The sequence below is a fragment of the Metabacillus sp. 22489 genome, assembly GCF_052044855.1.
Taxonomy (GTDB): domain Bacteria; phylum Bacillota; class Bacilli; order Bacillales; family Bacillaceae; genus Metabacillus; species Metabacillus niabensis.
This window is the reverse complement of record NZ_JBQENT010000020.1, coordinates 1-16,519: the sequence shown is the minus strand read 5'-3', so window position 1 is coordinate 16,519 and position 16,519 is coordinate 1. Positions and strand designations below refer to the sequence as shown.

At 34.4% G+C, this 16,519-nt stretch carries 13 protein-coding genes and 1 riboswitch; of the genes, 12 read left to right on the top strand and 1 reads right to left on the bottom strand.

The genetic code is table 11. From position 1 onward, the window contains the following. Positions 1-158: 158 nt before the first annotated feature. The gene (locus ACTJJ9_RS13140; protein WP_145581558.1) at positions 159-1,040 is read right to left on the bottom strand and encodes a TetR/AcrR family transcriptional regulator; all 882 of its coding nucleotides are present in this window, start codon (positions 1,038-1,040) and stop codon (positions 159-161) included. Between the two features lie 222 nt (positions 1,041-1,262). Here ACTJJ9_RS13140 and ACTJJ9_RS13135 point away from each other — a divergent pair, with 222 nt between their 5' ends. From ACTJJ9_RS13135 to ACTJJ9_RS13080, 12 genes are all read left to right on the top strand, one after another. Further along, the gene (locus ACTJJ9_RS13135; protein WP_145581557.1) at positions 1,263-2,792 is read left to right on the top strand and encodes a DHA2 family efflux MFS transporter permease subunit; all 1,530 of its coding nucleotides are present in this window, start codon (positions 1,263-1,265) and stop codon (positions 2,790-2,792) included. A 166-nt stretch (positions 2,793-2,958) separates the two neighbouring features. Next, the gene (locus ACTJJ9_RS13130; protein WP_095300225.1) at positions 2,959-4,011 is read left to right on the top strand and encodes an LLM class flavin-dependent oxidoreductase; all 1,053 of its coding nucleotides are present in this window, start codon (positions 2,959-2,961) and stop codon (positions 4,009-4,011) included. A 238-nt stretch (positions 4,012-4,249) separates the two neighbouring features. Beyond that, the gene (locus ACTJJ9_RS13125) at positions 4,250-5,617 is read left to right on the top strand and encodes a diguanylate cyclase (protein ID WP_145581556.1); all 1,368 of its coding nucleotides are present in this window, start codon (positions 4,250-4,252) and stop codon (positions 5,615-5,617) included. A 165-nt stretch (positions 5,618-5,782) separates the two neighbouring features. Next, positions 5,783-5,947 carry a hypothetical protein gene (locus ACTJJ9_RS13120; protein ID WP_174881445.1) on the top strand — a complete coding sequence of 55 codons (165 nt, stop codon included), beginning with the start codon at positions 5,783-5,785 and terminating at the stop codon, positions 5,945-5,947. Between the two features lie 318 nt (positions 5,948-6,265). Next, entirely contained in the window at positions 6,266-7,117 is an 852-nt protein-coding gene (locus tag ACTJJ9_RS13115) for an HAD family hydrolase (protein ID WP_145581555.1), read from the top strand. A 265-nt stretch (positions 7,118-7,382) separates the two neighbouring features. Next, complete coding sequence (locus ACTJJ9_RS13110; protein ID WP_145581554.1) at positions 7,383-8,228, top strand: hypothetical protein; 846 nt, start codon at positions 7,383-7,385, stop codon at positions 8,226-8,228. 219 nt (positions 8,229-8,447) lie between these two features. Further along, positions 8,448-8,631: riboswitch (Lysine riboswitch) on the top strand. Positions 8,632-8,735: 104 nt separating this feature from the next. Continuing rightward, positions 8,736-9,572, top strand: a complete 837-nt coding sequence (locus ACTJJ9_RS13105; RefSeq protein ID WP_145581553.1) for a transporter substrate-binding domain-containing protein — start codon at positions 8,736-8,738, stop codon at positions 9,570-9,572. Between the two features lie 284 nt (positions 9,573-9,856). Beyond that, entirely contained in the window at positions 9,857-10,609 is a 753-nt protein-coding gene (locus ACTJJ9_RS13100) for an amino acid ABC transporter permease (protein WP_145581552.1), read from the top strand. Positions 10,610-10,630: 21 nt separating this feature from the next. Then, on the top strand, positions 10,631-11,365 hold the full coding sequence (locus ACTJJ9_RS13095; RefSeq protein ID WP_145581551.1) for an amino acid ABC transporter ATP-binding protein: 735 nt from the start codon (positions 10,631-10,633) through the stop codon (positions 11,363-11,365). Positions 11,366-11,853: 488 nt separating this feature from the next. After that, entirely contained in the window at positions 11,854-12,894 is a 1,041-nt protein-coding gene (locus tag ACTJJ9_RS13090; RefSeq protein ID WP_255451849.1) for an autoinducer 2 ABC transporter substrate-binding protein, read from the top strand. Then, positions 12,884-14,737 (top strand): cache domain-containing sensor histidine kinase, encoded by a 1,854-nt coding sequence (locus ACTJJ9_RS13085; protein WP_145581549.1) that lies wholly within the window; start codon positions 12,884-12,886, stop codon positions 14,735-14,737. The genes ACTJJ9_RS13090 and ACTJJ9_RS13085 overlap by 11 nt, the downstream gene beginning before the upstream one ends. Further along, entirely contained in the window at positions 14,724-16,367 is a 1,644-nt protein-coding gene (locus ACTJJ9_RS13080) for a helix-turn-helix domain-containing protein (protein WP_174879957.1), read from the top strand. Before ACTJJ9_RS13085 ends, ACTJJ9_RS13080 begins: the two co-directional genes overlap by 14 nt. The last annotated feature ends 152 nt before the right edge of the window (positions 16,368-16,519 follow it).

The following is a 16,519-nucleotide window of genomic DNA, read 5'->3' as shown; positions in this document are numbered from 1 at the left end:
ATTTAAAATTGTGTTTAAAGGTAGCTTATTAAAGAATTGAATATTGTTTTGAAATTGGTATGGGGAAATCATGAAACTTAATAGATTATCACATTTTTTATTTAGATAAAAAACCCCTTAAGTATTTGAATCGTTTACTTAAGGGGGATTAGATATAGCTATGAATAATAAAGTGATATTAATTGTTCAAGCTCTATCACATTTTTTTGTTCAAAAGCATCCTTGTCTTCTTTTAAAGGGGATAGTGCTAATTCAATTAAATATTTTCTCGGTTCATTTTGATGAATTAGTTCGTTTTCAATAAAATCTAATAGCTCGATATATTTCTCGCTTTTTTGATGCTGAAATATATCCTTTTTCAAAATTAAAATGGTATGAGACAGTCTTTCCGTAAAATTTGTTTCAGTAATATTGTTAGTTTGCAATAACTTCTCTAGTAGCTCCGGATTAGTTAATTGCTCGTTTGTTTCTGCGAGCTCCTCGACGATATTTTCAATTCTCCTCACACTATAACGAACAACTTTATAAACGCTTGAAGGTGTATTATGGTTAACTAAGTAATATTTCATCATATGCGAAAGTATCCCGAGAAACATTAACGCACAATCTAGTAAGTAAGGTTTTTTATCAGTACCAAAGATTTCGGTGAACCGTTGAACAATCCAATGATACATCCTTAATTGTCCCTCATTAATAAATTGTTTTAATTCAATGTCCTTTGAAACAAGAACTTCCTCAAATAGATTAAATAATTTATTTTTTTTATTAGTATTTAATTGTAATTCAATTTGTTTAATAAATAACTCAATATCAGAAGGATCTTGTCCAATTAGGATTTTGTTTCGTTCTTTTTCTAGCTCATTGTATATTTCTTTAAAAATAGCGATTAATAATTCGTTTTTAGAAGAAAAATAATTATAAAACGTCCCTTTTGATATTCCGCTGTAATCCAATATGTCTTGAATCGAAGTTGCCTGAAATCCTTTATCAACAAACAATTGATGAGCCATTTTTATTACATGTTGTTTCCGATCGTTCATTTTATCACCTTTTATAATCATAATCCTTGACACTGAATATTGATACATTTATACCACAAGTACAATCTATATCATATCTTATTTATTAGGTTTTAACAAACTTTTTACATAATAGTAGGATTTAATTGTTGAAATAATTGTACCAGTAGTATATGATATAGCTTGCGTTTAAAAAACGGAAGTATAAATAAATGAACTCTACGTATAGAGGGGGAAATAAATATGGAACAACGAGAGAAACAAACAATCCGACCTAATTATGGAATCCTTTCGATTCTTATGATCGGTGCTTTCATTTCATTTTTGAATAATACATTATTGAACATTGCGCTACCATCAATAATGAAAGATTTGGATATTAATACATCAACGGTACAATGGCTAACGACTGGATTTATGTTAGTAAATGGAATTATGATTCCAACAACTGCATTTTTAATCCAAAAATATTCAGTTCGCCGTCTATTCTTATCTGCTATGACGTTATTTTTAATCGGTACAATCATAGCTGGTTATACTAGTTTCTTTCCAATTTTATTAGGAGGAAGAATGCTTCAGGCTTCTGGTTCAGCAATTATGATGCCGTTACTAATGAATGTCATGCTCGTAAGCTTCCCTATTGAAAAAAGGGGAGCAGCGATGGGAGTTTTTGGTTTAATTTTAATGGCAGCTCCTGCAATTGGTCCTACTTTATCAGGGTGGATCATTGAGCATTATGATTGGAGAATGCTCTTCCACTTCGTAACTCCAATTGCTCTTGTTATTTTATTAGTTGGATTCTTCTTACTTAAAGATAAGAAGGAAAAAGTGGATATTAAGCTTGATTTCATTTCACTAATTTTATCAAGCATTGGTTTTGGTGGAATTCTTTATGGATTTAGTTCAGCTGGTGATAAAGGCTGGGATGACCCACAAGTATATTTGACAATTATTATTGGTGTTATTTCATTAATTACATTTATTTTACGCCAAAGAAAGCTTGAGCTACCTATGCTTAACTTTGGAGTATTTAAATATCCGATGTTTGCATTGTCATCATCGATTTCTATGGTCTTAAATATGGCGATGTTTTCAGGAATGCTCCTTCTACCGATTTATGTGCAAACAATTAGAGGAATTACTCCATTTGATGCAGGATTAATGATGCTTCCAGGTGCATTAGTTATGGCGCTAATGTCTCCGATAACAGGAAGATTATTTGATAAATTCGGTGGGAAAGTACTTGCTCTTACAGGGTTAACAATTACAACAATTACAACATATCTGTTTAGTACGTTAACATTTGATACAACCTATACATTCCTTATGGCGCTTCATGCGGTTCGTATGTTTGGAATTTCGATGGTTATGATGCCTGTATCAACAAATGGTTTAAACCAATTACCAGCACGCTTCTATCCACATGGAACGGCAATGAATAATACGTTGAACCAAGTATCTGGTGCAATTGGAACAGCATTATTAGTAACGATTATGTCTAATCGTACTGAATCTTCCTTAGCAACTTTAACTGCTGAGGCAAAGGAAAAGATGACTGGTCAACCAACACAAGAAGCACTTGCACAGATGCAACAGCAAATTGGTTTCCAAGCGATGATAGATGGTATAAATTTTGCATTCTTCATTTCAGCGTTTATCGCTGCTGTCGCGCTAATTCTGGCGTTCTTTATCAAGCGTTCAAAACAAGCTGAAGATCCAATGGGAAAACAACCGTCTGAAAAAAAGGCCGTTACAAAATTAGCTGAGAATTAAGTTATGAAACGCGTTATTCACGTTAAATAGTGATAGCGCGTTTTTTATCATTTATTATGAAGCGTGATATTTTACATAATGTCTATATTATGTTACATCTGAAATAGTAGGACAAAATAAATAGATTGTTGCACCTAGGATTAGGTCAATAGTAGGGGGCTACTTAATGGAACTAGGAATAAGCACGTTTGTTGAAACGACACCTAATGTTGTTACGGGTGAAGTTATCAGCCATGCCCAACGAATTCGTGAGGTTGTAGAGGAAATTGTTCTTGCCGATCAAGTTGGTTTAGATATTTTTGGGGTTGGGGAGCATCACAGAAAAGATTATGCAGCATCCTCACCAGCGGTTGTACTTGCTGCAGCAGCATCTCAAACAAAACGTATTAGATTAACGAGCGCAGTGACAGTGTTATCTTCTGCTGATCCAGTAAGAGTATTCCAAGACTTTTCAACATTAGATGCGATTTCAAATGGGCGAGCTGAAATTATGGCTGGAAGAGGATCGTTTATCGAATCCTTCCCACTTTTCGGCTATGATTTACAAGACTATGATGAATTGTTCGAAGAAAAGCTTGAATTATTGTTAAAAATTAGGGACTCTGAGAAGGTAAGCTGGAATGGTAAGCATCGACCAGCAATTAATAATTTAGGTGTATACCCACGACCTGTGCAGGATCCCTTACCAGTTTGGATAGGTAGTGGTGGTAATTCAGAATCAGTTGTTAGAGCAGGTCTATTGGGGTTACCACTTGTACTTGCGATTATTGGAGGTAGCCCGGTACAGTTTGCCCCGTTAGTCGAGCTTTATAAAAAGGCAGTTGCTCATGCTGGACATGATCTTTCAAAACTTGCAGTTGCCTCTCATTCTCATGGCTTTATTGCAGAAGATACTGAATTAGCTGCAGATAAGTTTTTTCCATCAACACAACAGGCAATGAATGTCCTTGGAAAAGAACGCGGGTGGGGACAGTATACAAGAGCAAGCTTTGATGCAGCACGTAGCTTCGAAGGTGCACTTTATGTTGGTGACCCGAAAACTGTTGCTGATAAAATCATTCATTTACGTAAAAATGTTGGGATAACACGTTTTATGCTCCATGTTCCAGTTGGGACAATGCCACATGACGATGTAATGCGAGCAATCGAGCTTTTAGGAAAAGAAGTTGCACCAATCGTTAGAAAGGAAATTGCTAGATGGGAAGCAGAAAAACAGTGAAATAATTTCTCGCTTTTCTACAAACAGTTTCTAAATGATTATATTTAATCTTTATATGCTTTTAGATACATCACTAATTAGAAAGTGGTGTATTTTTTATGGCTTTTTATTTATTGATGCTTTAATTATCGACCTTTCATTAGCCGAAACATTTGCTTATCTAGTGAAATTTGGTTGATGATTATCATATTGTCTATTGATTTAAGAGGTAGATATTTAGTACTATGGAGTTTTAAAGGTGAATGAAATTAGAGCAACTTTGTTTAAGACTATAGATTTAGGTGAAGATATGATAAAAAAATTCGAATCCAGGAAAAATAGTATAGGTCGTAAGTATCTTTTAAGAACAGGATTTTCGGCAATCATATTTATTGTTTATATGCTCATTAATTTTATATATATAGTTGGAGTTATTAACGAGCATAAAAAAATCCAAAAAGAATTAGATAAACTAGACGAACATTTATCAGATTTATATATATCTGTTATCAACCAGGAAACAGGACAAAGAGGGTTTATTCTAACAAATAATCATGACTTTTTACAGCCGTATCATGAAGGAAAGGTTGTTTTCAGAGGACAAGAAAAGCAATTAAACCATTATCTTGATGTATATCCGCAATTTTCCGAGCATATACAAGATACGATTAAAAAGGGTGAATATTGGACTAACAATTACGGAGAACCACAAATTCAAATGAGTAAATTGGGAGAAAAGCCAAGTGAAGATTCTCTTAAAAAAGGTAAAATAGCATTTGATACTTTTCGGGAATCGTATCAAATTACACATCAATTTGTGGAAAAAAAGAAAATTAATCTAGAAAATGCTTTTTATAATAAATTAATCCTTATGTTCTCGTTAACCTCCTTATTTTCTGTTCTTGTTCTTCTCTTTATTTGGTACCGTATGTTTATAGAATTTAGGTCAATCATCACTCCAATTATTTTATTAAGTCATTGTGTGAAAGATTATACACAAAATATTTTTTCGACAAAGCCTCCTTTGTATAAAGCGAAGGATGAGCTTGGAGATTTAATTTCGAACATTGAAACGATGAGACTTGAGCTTGAAATGAATATGGATTATATGGAAAAAAAGGCCTATACAGATGGGTTAACTGGTGTTTTTAATCGAAGATATTTTGATAAAATACTTCATAATGAGTGGGAGCGTCAAAGACGATTAGCAAATAAAATATCAATTATTCTTTTTGATATTGATTATTTTAAAAAATTCAATGATAAATATGGGCATGTTGCTGGAGACGATTGTTTGAAAAAAGTAGCGGAAAAGATGCAGGAGCTATTTCACCATTCATCTGATGTTCCAGTTCGGTATGGTGGAGAAGAATTTGCAATTTTATTGCTTGAGCAGGAAGAGGAAAAAGTTTTATATAAAGCTGAACAACTAAGGAAAGAAATCGAATATTTAAATATTCCTCATGAAGATTCTAATGTATCTAATTGGATTACAATTAGTGTCGGAATTGCAACAGTTATACCAAATGAGCATCTTGAGATTAAGTCATTTATCAATCGAGCTGACAAGGCGTTGTATAAATCTAAATTAAGTGGACGTAATCAAGTGAATTCTTCCACCTACTAGAATTCTTACTTATAGGAAAAAAGAGTAGAAATTTATCTGAAAACTTAGTGTTCAAGACGAATAAAATAATTGAAATTAAGTTAATAATGTTTTTTACCTTAGGTGAGAAAAATTTTCGCGTGAGCATTATCATTAGGTTTATTCTTTAGCGAAGGAGGGGCTGTCTTGAGATGTGGAGCAAAATGTTTTTTGGTAGAAATAGAAGTAAAGGGAGATAAGGATATTAAATCAGTCAACGCAAGAACACCTGTAGAAGCAAGAAAAACGATTCGCAATGATTATGGAAGAGAGGCTGAAATTATATCAGTTACCGAAGCAAATAAGAATTGAATGTACATCAAAGACGAAGGAATTTATTGCAACTAGTATATTAACATTATTATTGCTATCGTTTTTCATTGTTAATTTTTATGAAAAATACCTCTTTTCTTATATGTGGGTGCTATTTACCGCTGATATCTAAAATTTTGCTTTTTTAAAATATTTATGTTTGAAAGCATACTTAGCATTATAAATCTTTTAATAAATTCAAACGGTTAAGAATTAAGTAAGGATTTAATACGAGTTTCGTAGCAGGTATCATTGAGGGGCATACATGCAAAGTGTATACTTAACTAGTAAACTCATTAATTAACAGGAGGAATCATCGTGGTATTTAAACCTAAAGCTATCTTCTTAGATATGGATGGGACTATTTTAAATCATTATAATAAGGTAAGTTTACATACAAAAGAAATCATTGATGCTATACGTAATAATGGGACATATGTTTTTATAGCGACTGGTCGATCATATGATGAAATTGAAGCTGTAGTCCCTGAAGGATTCGAGGTTGATGGTTATATTACATCAAACGGAATGGCAGGATATATTGGGGAGGAGATTGTTTTCGAACATTCCCTTTCACGCGAATTAGTTGAAGCAGTAATTAACAAAGCTCGAGATTTTAAAATCTATTATGAGCTTTTCCCTTATGGAGCATCGCGAATTACATTAAAACAGGACAAGCAGTATGTTTTGGATGAAATACGTGATCCAAAACCAGAAAGTGTTGGAATTAATGAATGGCTTTCCCGTAAGCAAGCGATAAAAGAAGAAATTGATTGGGCAGAGGAATTAGTAGGGAATAAATTCTCTAAATTTTATTTTTTTGCTAGAACAAAGGAGCATATTAAGCAATGGATTAATGAGCTTGAGCAATTAAAGAAGGAAATTGACTTTTCAATGTCACCCTCCTCACTGCATAATGTTGAATTAATGGTTGCCGATGTAAATAAAGCAACAGGTATTCAGCAGATGCTTACAAGATTTAATCTATCAGAGAAAGATATTATGGCAATTGGAGATAGCAACAATGATATTCCAATGCTCCAATATGTGGGCTTTGCTGTTGCAATGAAAAATGCACCAGAACATATTAAAGAACTTGCCAATGAAGTAACTGATTTCACTTGTGATGAAGATGGTGTTTATCATTATCTTAAATCACGATTATTTTAGTAGTATAGATGTGAATTAATTTTTAGTAGCTGTCTTTGAATGAGAGACAGCTTTATTGTTTCAAAATGATTTTTAGTCTAAAAAAAGTAATCATTGTCCAATGCGTTTTATCTGTTAAATATTGATTATTATAGTGAAGTAAGTTGTTGGTGGGAAAATCATTCTTTGTTTCACCCTCCTGGTAAAAAATGAACTTTTAACCTAAGCATTTTGCCTGCATATACTTTTAATAGCACGGAAAATGTGATTGGTGGGATGATGATACATGAAAGAGCAGAGATGGTTAACATGTTATCCAAATAATTGGTATATTGCAGGTAGAAATAGTTTTTATGATGCAGGTAAGAGTATGGAAAATGTCGCTAGAGATCCTTTTACCTATCAGGATTCGAGGTGGCAAGGAACCTATCGAAGACAAATGAACACCATTTTAGCACAAAAAATTGGTGATGTTGATGGAGATGGGGTAGGTGATCACGTCATTCTTTCCGGTAGAAAAACACCAGATAGTCCATATTTACAAGATCTTACCTTGGTTGTACAAAATGGACGTACTCAAAAGCAAACACAAATCCCATTACAACATAATCAAGGTTATAATCCAACCTTATTTCTTGGTGACTTTACAGGTGATAGAGCGGAGGATATTTTAGTCATTTCTGACACGGGTGGAAGTGGTGGAACAATTTATGCAGAATTGTTTATGTACCATCGTGGACAATATAAAGAGATTTTTCATGATGAAGAATTCAATAAAAGGTTTAAGTATAATGTAGCTTATCAAGATCACTATAAAGTGAATGTAACTAGCCTTGAATTAAAGGAAAAGTATATTCTTGATTTACAGTATAAGGGAACTGAATATTTAAACGAAATATATACTAATCAAGGAAAGTTAAAGAAGCCGATCAATGGATGGGTCAATCCATTATCAGGACTTTATCCAATTGATTTTAATCGAGATGGGATTTATGAGCTTTTGGCCTATCAAAGAATTGCAGGTCAATACAATGCAGATTCATTAGGCTTTATTCAAACGACCTTAGCGTGGAAAGGGCAAAGGTTTGATCCGACAAGACAGGATATTGCCATTGTTGGTGGAGAATTGTAGAAATGTATGTAGATAAATACCTATTACCTAAAAAGGGAAGAAAAACGAATAAACTTTTCGAGAAATAATATTATATAAAAATGCATGACATATGTTAATTAAGTTGTAAGAAAATATTCCCAGCTTTAAAACTATTGTATCATAGTTTTAAAGCTTGACAGAATGCTATAGTTATTGTAGCCTAGTAAATAGAAAATTGAATGAAAAATCCTCACTACTATGTGAGGTAGAGGCGCGATATTTAACAGTCTTAAGTGGAGTTTGAGAAGCAATGAAGCTTTTGAGAAGGAAATGTCGCCGAAGTGAGTAGGATTATCTCGGGACTACTTGCTGGGCCTGCAGTGAATAACTGTAGGACTGTCTCAATAAACTCCCCAGTTTATTGAGTTGTGCTATCTCATTTGGGAATAAGAGGGATTTAGGGCAACGACAATAAAGTGCGATCTGAGTTTATCTCGGGTCGCTTTTTGTATTTATATGCCTAATTAACAAGGAGGAGAAGGAAACATGAGAAAAAAAGTATCACTATTTTTCGTATTGCTATTATCAGCAATGATTGTATTAGCCGGTTGTGGATCAAATGATGATTCAAATGCAGGGAGCTCTGATAAAGATACATTTAAAGTAGGTCTTGAAGCAGGCTATGCACCGTTTAACTGGACACAAAACGATGATTCAAACGGCGCTGTGAAAATTGCAGGAACATCAGAATATGCTGGTGGGTATGATGTTGAAATTGCGAAAAAAATTGCCGATGGACTTGGGAAAAAACTAGAAATTGTTAAAACAGAATGGGATGGGCTTGTTCCTGCATTAACATCAGGGAAAATCGATGCGATTATCGCTGGGATGTCCCCAACGGCAGAACGTAAAAAGACAATCGATTTTTCTGATAACTATTACAAATCAAATCTTGTAATGGTCGTTAAAAAAGGGAGCAAATATGAAGGAGCTACTTCAATCCAAGATTTCAAAGGTGCGAAAGTAACTGCCCAATTAAATACATTCCACTACTCAGTTATTGATCAAATTGAAGGTGTTTCAAAGGAAACAGCTATGGACAACTTCCCGGCAATGCGGGTAGCGCTTGAATCAGGTATTATCGATGGGTATGTTTCAGAGCGTCCTGAAGCAGTAAGTGCATCTGATGCAAATGAAAACTTTGCAATGGTTGAATTCGAAGATGGCTTTGAAACTTCAGAAGATGATACAGCAATCGCCGTTGGTCTTGAAAAAGATAGTGAATTAACTGACAAGATTAACGAAATTTTAAAAGGTATTTCTGAAGACGAGCGTACAGAAATAATGGATGCTGCGATTAAAACCCAACCTGCAGCACAATAAAGTTGGGAAAAGTGCTCTCTCAAAAATAAAGGGTCAGATCACTGGAACAAAATATATAGGACCTAAGTTTTACCATTCTATATATTGCTGTTTGTTACAGGGGTCAGACCCTTTTGAGACAGCCAATTATTACTTTTTTAGTGTATCGTGACAAGCGCGAGGCTAGAAGGGATAAGCAACATAAGAATGGAAGGTTTATCATACCTTCTATTCTTATGTGTCTTATTTTCTTAAAGCTATAAATAAGACGCTTGCACATTTTGGATGATAAAAGGGGGAGAAAGATGAGCTTCGAGTGGATTATAAAAATTATCTCCGAAAACTGGATGATGTTCCTTAAAGGAGCAGGGATGACTCTTTTCATTGCTCTCATCGGAACAATTATTGGTGCAGCGATCGGATTATTTGCAGGGGTTATTAGAACAATACCAGTCCCTGAACGTGGATTAAAAAAAGTACTTCTGAAAATAATTAATATCATTTTATCAATATATATTGAGTTTTTCCGCGGAACACCAATGATCGTTCAAGCTATGGTTATTTATTACGGTTCTGCTATGGCATTTAATATCGATATGAATCCATTGCTTGCAGCTGTTATCGTCGTTTCGATTAATACAGGTGCATATATGGCAGAAATTGTCCGCGGTGGTGTCGTATCAATCGAAAAAGGACAATTTGAAGCAGCACAGGCAATTGGGATGAATCATTTCCAAACAATGTGGAATGTCGTGTTACCTCAGGTTATCCGCAACATTTTACCGGCAACTGGTAACCAATTTGTCATTAATATTAAAGATACATCTGTGTTGAACGTTATTTCGGTTTCAGAGTTGTATTTCTTAACAAAATCTGTCGCTGGTAACAATTTTAGATATTTCGAATCATTCTTTGTCGCATGTTTAATCTATTTTGTCATGACATTTATTGTGACAAGAATTCTTTTATATTTAGAAAGAAGACTAGAGGGTTCAGAAAATTACACAATAATAGGCTCGGAAAACCAATTAAAAACTACACATACTAAAGGGATGTAATTTTTCAAAGGAGGCGAGGACATGGAAAAGGTAATTGAAATCCAGCATTTGAGCAAATCCTTTGGAACTCATGAGGTATTAAAGGATATTGACTTTTCAGTAAGTAAAGGAGAAGTCGTAAGTATTATCGGTTCATCAGGGTCTGGTAAATCAACGCTTCTTCGCTGTATTAATTTATTAGAGAAACCAAGTGGCGGCCAAATTATCTATAATGGAGAAAATATATTAGATGATAATCATGATATTTTTATGTACCGCAGAAAGCTAGGGATGGTTTTTCAACAGTTTAATTTGTTTAACAACCACAATGTTCTTAACAATTGTATCGTTGGACAAGTCAAAGTATTAAAACGTTCTAAAGAAGAAGCAGAGCAAGTAGCAATGAAATATTTGAAAATCGTTGGCATGGACAAATACGTCAATGCGAAGCCAAAGCAGTTATCAGGTGGACAAAAGCAGCGTGTAGCGATTGCGCGAGCTCTTTCAATGGACCCAGATGTGATGCTATTTGATGAACCAACATCAGCGCTAGATCCAGAAATGGTTGGTGAGGTTTTAAAGGTCATGAAGGAGCTAGCTCATACTGGTTTGACGATGCTTATTGTTACTCATGAAATGGAATTTGCCAGGGAGGTTTCTGACCGAATCGTCTTTATGGACAAAGGAGTCATTGCAGAGGAAGGAGCACCAGAGCAAATTTTCAATAATCCGACCCAGGAACGAACAAAGGAATTTTTAAAACGGACCTTAAAATAAACTGAACACCTCCAAGGGTACTTAGTGACTCGTGGAGGTGTTTTTCTATGAAGTGAAACTTTTGAATGATATCATTGGATAAAATAAATACTTAACTGCAATTATATTATGTAAACTTTTAGATTTTCTCCTTGTACAATGTGTAATGATAGGTTTAAAATAAGTTGTTTTGAAAATAAAAAGTGACTATTGAAGCAGGTTTAACAGGAAAATGACATACCCTAATGCCTCCATCCGATTATTTTCCTGTAAACTTTTTATTGTTGACAGATTTTGTTGAAAAAGAGAAACTTATTTTTGAAGTGAATAAGAATATCGTAGGTTTTAAGAAATCGATACCATATCCTGTAAGGTATTATTAATAGGAAGCTATTCCATTGGTTAGGAAAAATGAAAGCGCTATAAATTTATGTATTAAGAGAAATTTATAGGAATATATCTCATTTCACTTTTTATAATAAAGAATCATGATAACAGGGAGGATTATGATGACGTCTAGACTACTATTGCTCCTCATGTTTTTTCCTTTATTAACAGGATGTTTTGGGATGTTATCAGATCGAAACAAATATGAGGTCATCTATGATGGGGAAGATAAACACGAAGAAGCAAATAGCCAATCAACAAGTAAGTATACCGTTGCGATCATACCTAAGGTTGATGGAATTCCTTATTTCAATGCTGCAGAAGAAGGGGCAATAGAGGCAGGCTCTGATATGGGGATTAATGTCCTTTATCAGGGACCAATTATGATGGATTGGAAACAACAGGTAGAATTGATTGAAGGTTTTATTGAGATGGGTGTGGATGCTATTGCGGTGTCGGCAATTGATCCGGAAAAAATTGGTCCTGCTATGGAGAAAGCAAAAGAAAGGGGAATCAAGGTTTTTACGTGGGACTCCGATACGAATCCAAAGTACCGACAATTATATATTAGTATGGTTGACCCCGAGATTATTGGTAGACATGTAGTTGATATATTAGCAGCACAACTTGAAGAAAAGGGAAAATATGCAATCATAACTGACTCAAGTGAGGCGGCTAATTCGAATGGATGGATAAGGTGGATGAAAATTCACCAATTGGAGAATTATCCGGAAATGTCACTTGTTGAAATTATAGAAGCAGAAGATAACCCAAATAAGGCATATTCAGCAGCTAAACAGCTCTTGACTAAGTATCCGGACATAAAAGGGATAATTGGTAGCACTTCTGTTGGACCTCCTGCAGCAGCACAAGCTGTAAAAGACTTAAAGAAAGTAGGAAAGGTAAAAGTAGTAGGACTATCTACACCAAACCTGATGCGAACTTTTATAAAAGATGGTTCTGCTGAAATGATTACACTTTGGAGTCCAAAACGTCTAGGCTATTTAACAGTAAGTGTGATGAAGGAAAGCTTAGACGGAAAACCAATAACAGATAACCAACGATTGCCAAATGTAGGTGTTGTAAAAGTTGAGGATGATACGATCATTATGGGCAACCCAATAGATATAACAAAGGAGAATATCGACGAATATGATTTTTAAAAAATGGGAGACAAAAGGAATCATCAATCTACCATTAAAAACGAAGCTTTTGATCACATATGTTCTCCTAACCTTTATACCAATGGCTTTTTTAGGATTAGCAATCTACTATCAAAATATAAAATCTATTGAAGAAGAAGTTGGGGAATATATTCCTAGACTTCTAAAGCAAGCGAATCAAAATATTGAGAATGAGATAAGTGATTTAGAAAATCTGTCTAATTTAATTTATAATTCTAGTGATGTTCTTAAAGTATTACGCGGTAGTCCCTACCAAGAAAAATCTGCTTTGCTAGAAGATAAATTTACGGTAGAAAATTTTTTGTCAAATACGTATTTAGATGGAACAAATTCAGATATACTTGGTGCCTTTTTGCTATCGAATAACCGAACTTTTATTAGCACGAAACTGAATTATGAAGGTTTTAATTTTGAAAATGAATTTCTTCCATATGGTGAGCCACATGATTTTGATGCAAATGTTAAAATTCTGCTGCCTCATCAAGTTGACTTAACGTTTCAGGGAAATCCACCATATATACTTCTTGTTAAAAATATTAAAGATTTAGATAATCGAAATAATCTTGGTACATTGATTTTAGCCGTACAAGTTAACTTTATTAAAGAAGTTCTTAAAGATGTTGACGAAGAAGAGAATGCAACGATGTGGATGATGGATCAGCAGGGGCAAATTATTTTTCACACTGATCAAGCCAAGATCGGTAAAGTTTATACAGAGTTGAATCATTTTCCGCTGCTAAACGGAAGCTTTCGGACGACAACTGCTAATGACAGGACATTAATTAGTGTCAATCAATCTCATAAAAATAAATGGATTGTCGTCCATAGTATCCCACTAAAATATTTAACAGAAGGAACAGATGTAGTAAGAAATGTTAGTATTATTATCTTTCTTGTGCTTGTGGCGATAACAACCGTTATTTCAATTATTCTTGCATGGACCGTTACGAAGCCACTTCATGTATTAGCAGGGGTCATGAAAGATGTTGAGAAAGGGAATTTAGATGTGGAAATTCCAATAAAATCTAAGGATGAGGTAGGGATCCTTGCTAGTAGTTTTCGATCAATGATCCATAGAATTAGAGAATTAATAAAAAAGAATTACCAAATTAAATTAAATCAAAAGGAAGCAGAACTATATGCCCTCCAATCTCAAATAAACCCACATTTTATTTATAATACACTTGAGACAATAGGAGCATCAGTAGAAGAAGGAGAACAAGAAATTGTCGTTGAAATGGTTGCGATTCTAGGGAAAATGCTACGGTATTCACTTAGTAATAAGGAAAATCTCGTACCGATACGCAATGAGGTGGAGCATATCCAACATTACTTAACTTTGCAAAAATATCGTTTTGAGGAAAGAATCCAATTTGAGATTGACAATGAGCTTGAAAATAAAGATTACTATACACCAAAGTTTATTCTTCAGCCAATCGTCGAAAATGCTGTCAAATATGGAATGCAATCAAGAAGAATGCTTCAGTTATCGATTTTTATCAAAAAGGTTCTCGAACAAAGCGGGAAGGAATATATCGAATTCAACATTAGTGATAACGGACCGGGTATTGAAAAGAACGAGCTTGAGCATCTCGTTCAGCGTTTACAATCAGAATCATGGATAAAACGTGATTCAGGATTTGGTATTACGAATGTCCATTCACGAATTGTTATGATGTTCGGAAATGACTTTGGACTAACGATTGAAAGTAGGAAAGAGGAAGGGACAGCTATGATCATAACCATTCCAATTATTCGTAAAGAAGATGTTGAGAGGTTTATAACTAAATATGAAGGAGGGGACCCGTATGACGAGGATTAAAACAATTATTGTTGATGATGAATCAAGAATACGAAGAGCGATAGAAAGACAAGTCCTTGCCTGTGGTGAAGAATGGGAGGTGATCGGATCTTTTTCCGACGGATTGGAAGCATTTGAAGCAATTACAAGCAACAACATCGAATTTGATCTGTTAATCACCGATGTTCGAATGCCTGAAATGGATGGGTTAGCCTTAATAAAAAAACTAAATGAAAACAAAACCTTCTTTTCAATGATTGTTAGTGGTTATGATGATTTTTCTTATTTACAAGCCGCAATGAGGGAAGGAACTGTTGATTATATTTTAAAGCCAGTTGATCGCAATCAGTTTCGTGCACAGTTGGGAGAAGTAAAGGGAAAAATCATGAAGAAAAAAAAGGAAGAGCAAGAATGGCAAGATGTTTATGAAAGGGCTTCTTTATTGACAAAAACTCAGCAAATTCAACTTCTTAGTGAAGTAACATGGAGTGATGAAATCGGTCAACCTCAAATTGATTGGAATGGTCATTTTCCGATTGGGGCATATCGCCTAATATATTTAGGGATCGATCAATTTTTAACAGTCACGAAGAAAATGGATACTAATACTTGGGAAGACTGGCATCAGACAATTCAGCAAATATTTGAAAAGCTTCATGATAAGGAAATAAACCAATATTACGCAAAAAACTGGTGGTGGCGTGCAGGGAAGTTTAATTATTGGATACTATTGTACTGTGAAAAGGAAAGCCAACAGCATGCAAATATGCTATTACACGATTATATCAATCATATTAAGAAAGACATTCAGCGATTAACACCTATTACTGTTTCTGCAGCTATAGGTAACGAATTTCGCGATTTACGTGAGCTTCTCCATATTAAAGATGAGTTAGTAATGCTAATCCAACAGAGAATTATCCAAGGTGGAAATAAGATCTTTTACTTATCCGACCAAACGAATCGAAATCAGCAAACACCAGTAGGAATTCAATCAACGATATATAAATATGTTCAGCAAATTATCACGACAATGGAAAATGAAACTGATGATGATACGATTAACCTATTGCAATTATTTTTTCACGAGTTAGAAATGGCTGATTCTCCTGCATTTATCGAGGAATCTGTTCATTTATTATCTATTAGAATTATTGATCGATGGATGGATTTTGATGGATTTTCAGATGAATCACGACTCTTAACAGAAGCATTGCATATAACAAAATATGCTGGAAACTTTTCACAGCTAAAAGCGGGTGTAAAAGGATGGGTACTGAAGGTGAAGAAAGGAATTGCAAGATTAAAAGAAGCTGATTCAGGGCCAATTCAACGAGCGAAGGAATGGATTCATCTACATCTTGGTGACCAAATTACCGTGAAAAAGATTGCTGACAATGTTTATATGAGCCCAACCTACTTTAGCAATTTATTTAAAGCGCAAACGGGTGAAACAGTCCTAGATTATGTAACAAAATGTCGGTTAAAAAAAGCAAAGGAACTACTAGAGATGTCAGACTTAAAAGTGTCAGATATCTCAAAGATGCTTGGTTACCAGGATACGAAATATTTTAGCAAGCTATTTAAACAATGGCAGGGAAAATCTCCTTCACAATACCGGTCGGACCATACGATAAATCATGTAGATTGACTTTGACAGCGCTTAAAATTAAGCGCTGTCTTTTTTTGTGAAAAAGAAAACCCTAGGCTAGGCCTAGGGTTCCAAAAAGCTTTCAGCGTGGTATTAAAAAAACTCTTCCGTGGTGCTAAAATATTTTTGGTTCCCCAACCAAAATATGAGCA

What these genes read in the sequence shown, in the direction of transcription:
- ACTJJ9_RS13080 (WP_174879957.1), top strand. Translation starts at nt 14,724, where the DNA reads ATGACGAGGATTAAAACAATTATTGTTGATGATGAATCAAGAATACGA.
- ACTJJ9_RS13100 (WP_145581552.1), top strand. Translation starts at nt 9,857, where the DNA reads ATGAGCTTCGAGTGGATTATAAAAATTATCTCCGAAAACTGGATGATG.
- ACTJJ9_RS13095 (WP_145581551.1), top strand. Translation starts at nt 10,631, where the DNA reads ATGGAAAAGGTAATTGAAATCCAGCATTTGAGCAAATCCTTTGGAACT.
- ACTJJ9_RS13110 (WP_145581554.1), top strand. Translation starts at nt 7,383, where the DNA reads ATGAAAGAGCAGAGATGGTTAACATGTTATCCAAATAATTGGTATATT.
- ACTJJ9_RS13105 (WP_145581553.1), top strand. Translation starts at nt 8,736, where the DNA reads ATGAGAAAAAAAGTATCACTATTTTTCGTATTGCTATTATCAGCAATG.
- ACTJJ9_RS13135 (WP_145581557.1), top strand. Translation starts at nt 1,263, where the DNA reads ATGGAACAACGAGAGAAACAAACAATCCGACCTAATTATGGAATCCTT.
- ACTJJ9_RS13090 (WP_255451849.1), top strand. Translation starts at nt 11,854, where the DNA reads ATGACGTCTAGACTACTATTGCTCCTCATGTTTTTTCCTTTATTAACA.
- ACTJJ9_RS13140 (WP_145581558.1), bottom strand. Translation starts at nt 1,040, where the DNA reads ATGAACGATCGGAAACAACATGTAATAAAAATGGCTCATCAATTGTTT.
- ACTJJ9_RS13130 (WP_095300225.1), top strand. Translation starts at nt 2,959, where the DNA reads ATGGAACTAGGAATAAGCACGTTTGTTGAAACGACACCTAATGTTGTT.
- ACTJJ9_RS13085 (WP_145581549.1), top strand. Translation starts at nt 12,884, where the DNA reads ATGATTTTTAAAAAATGGGAGACAAAAGGAATCATCAATCTACCATTA.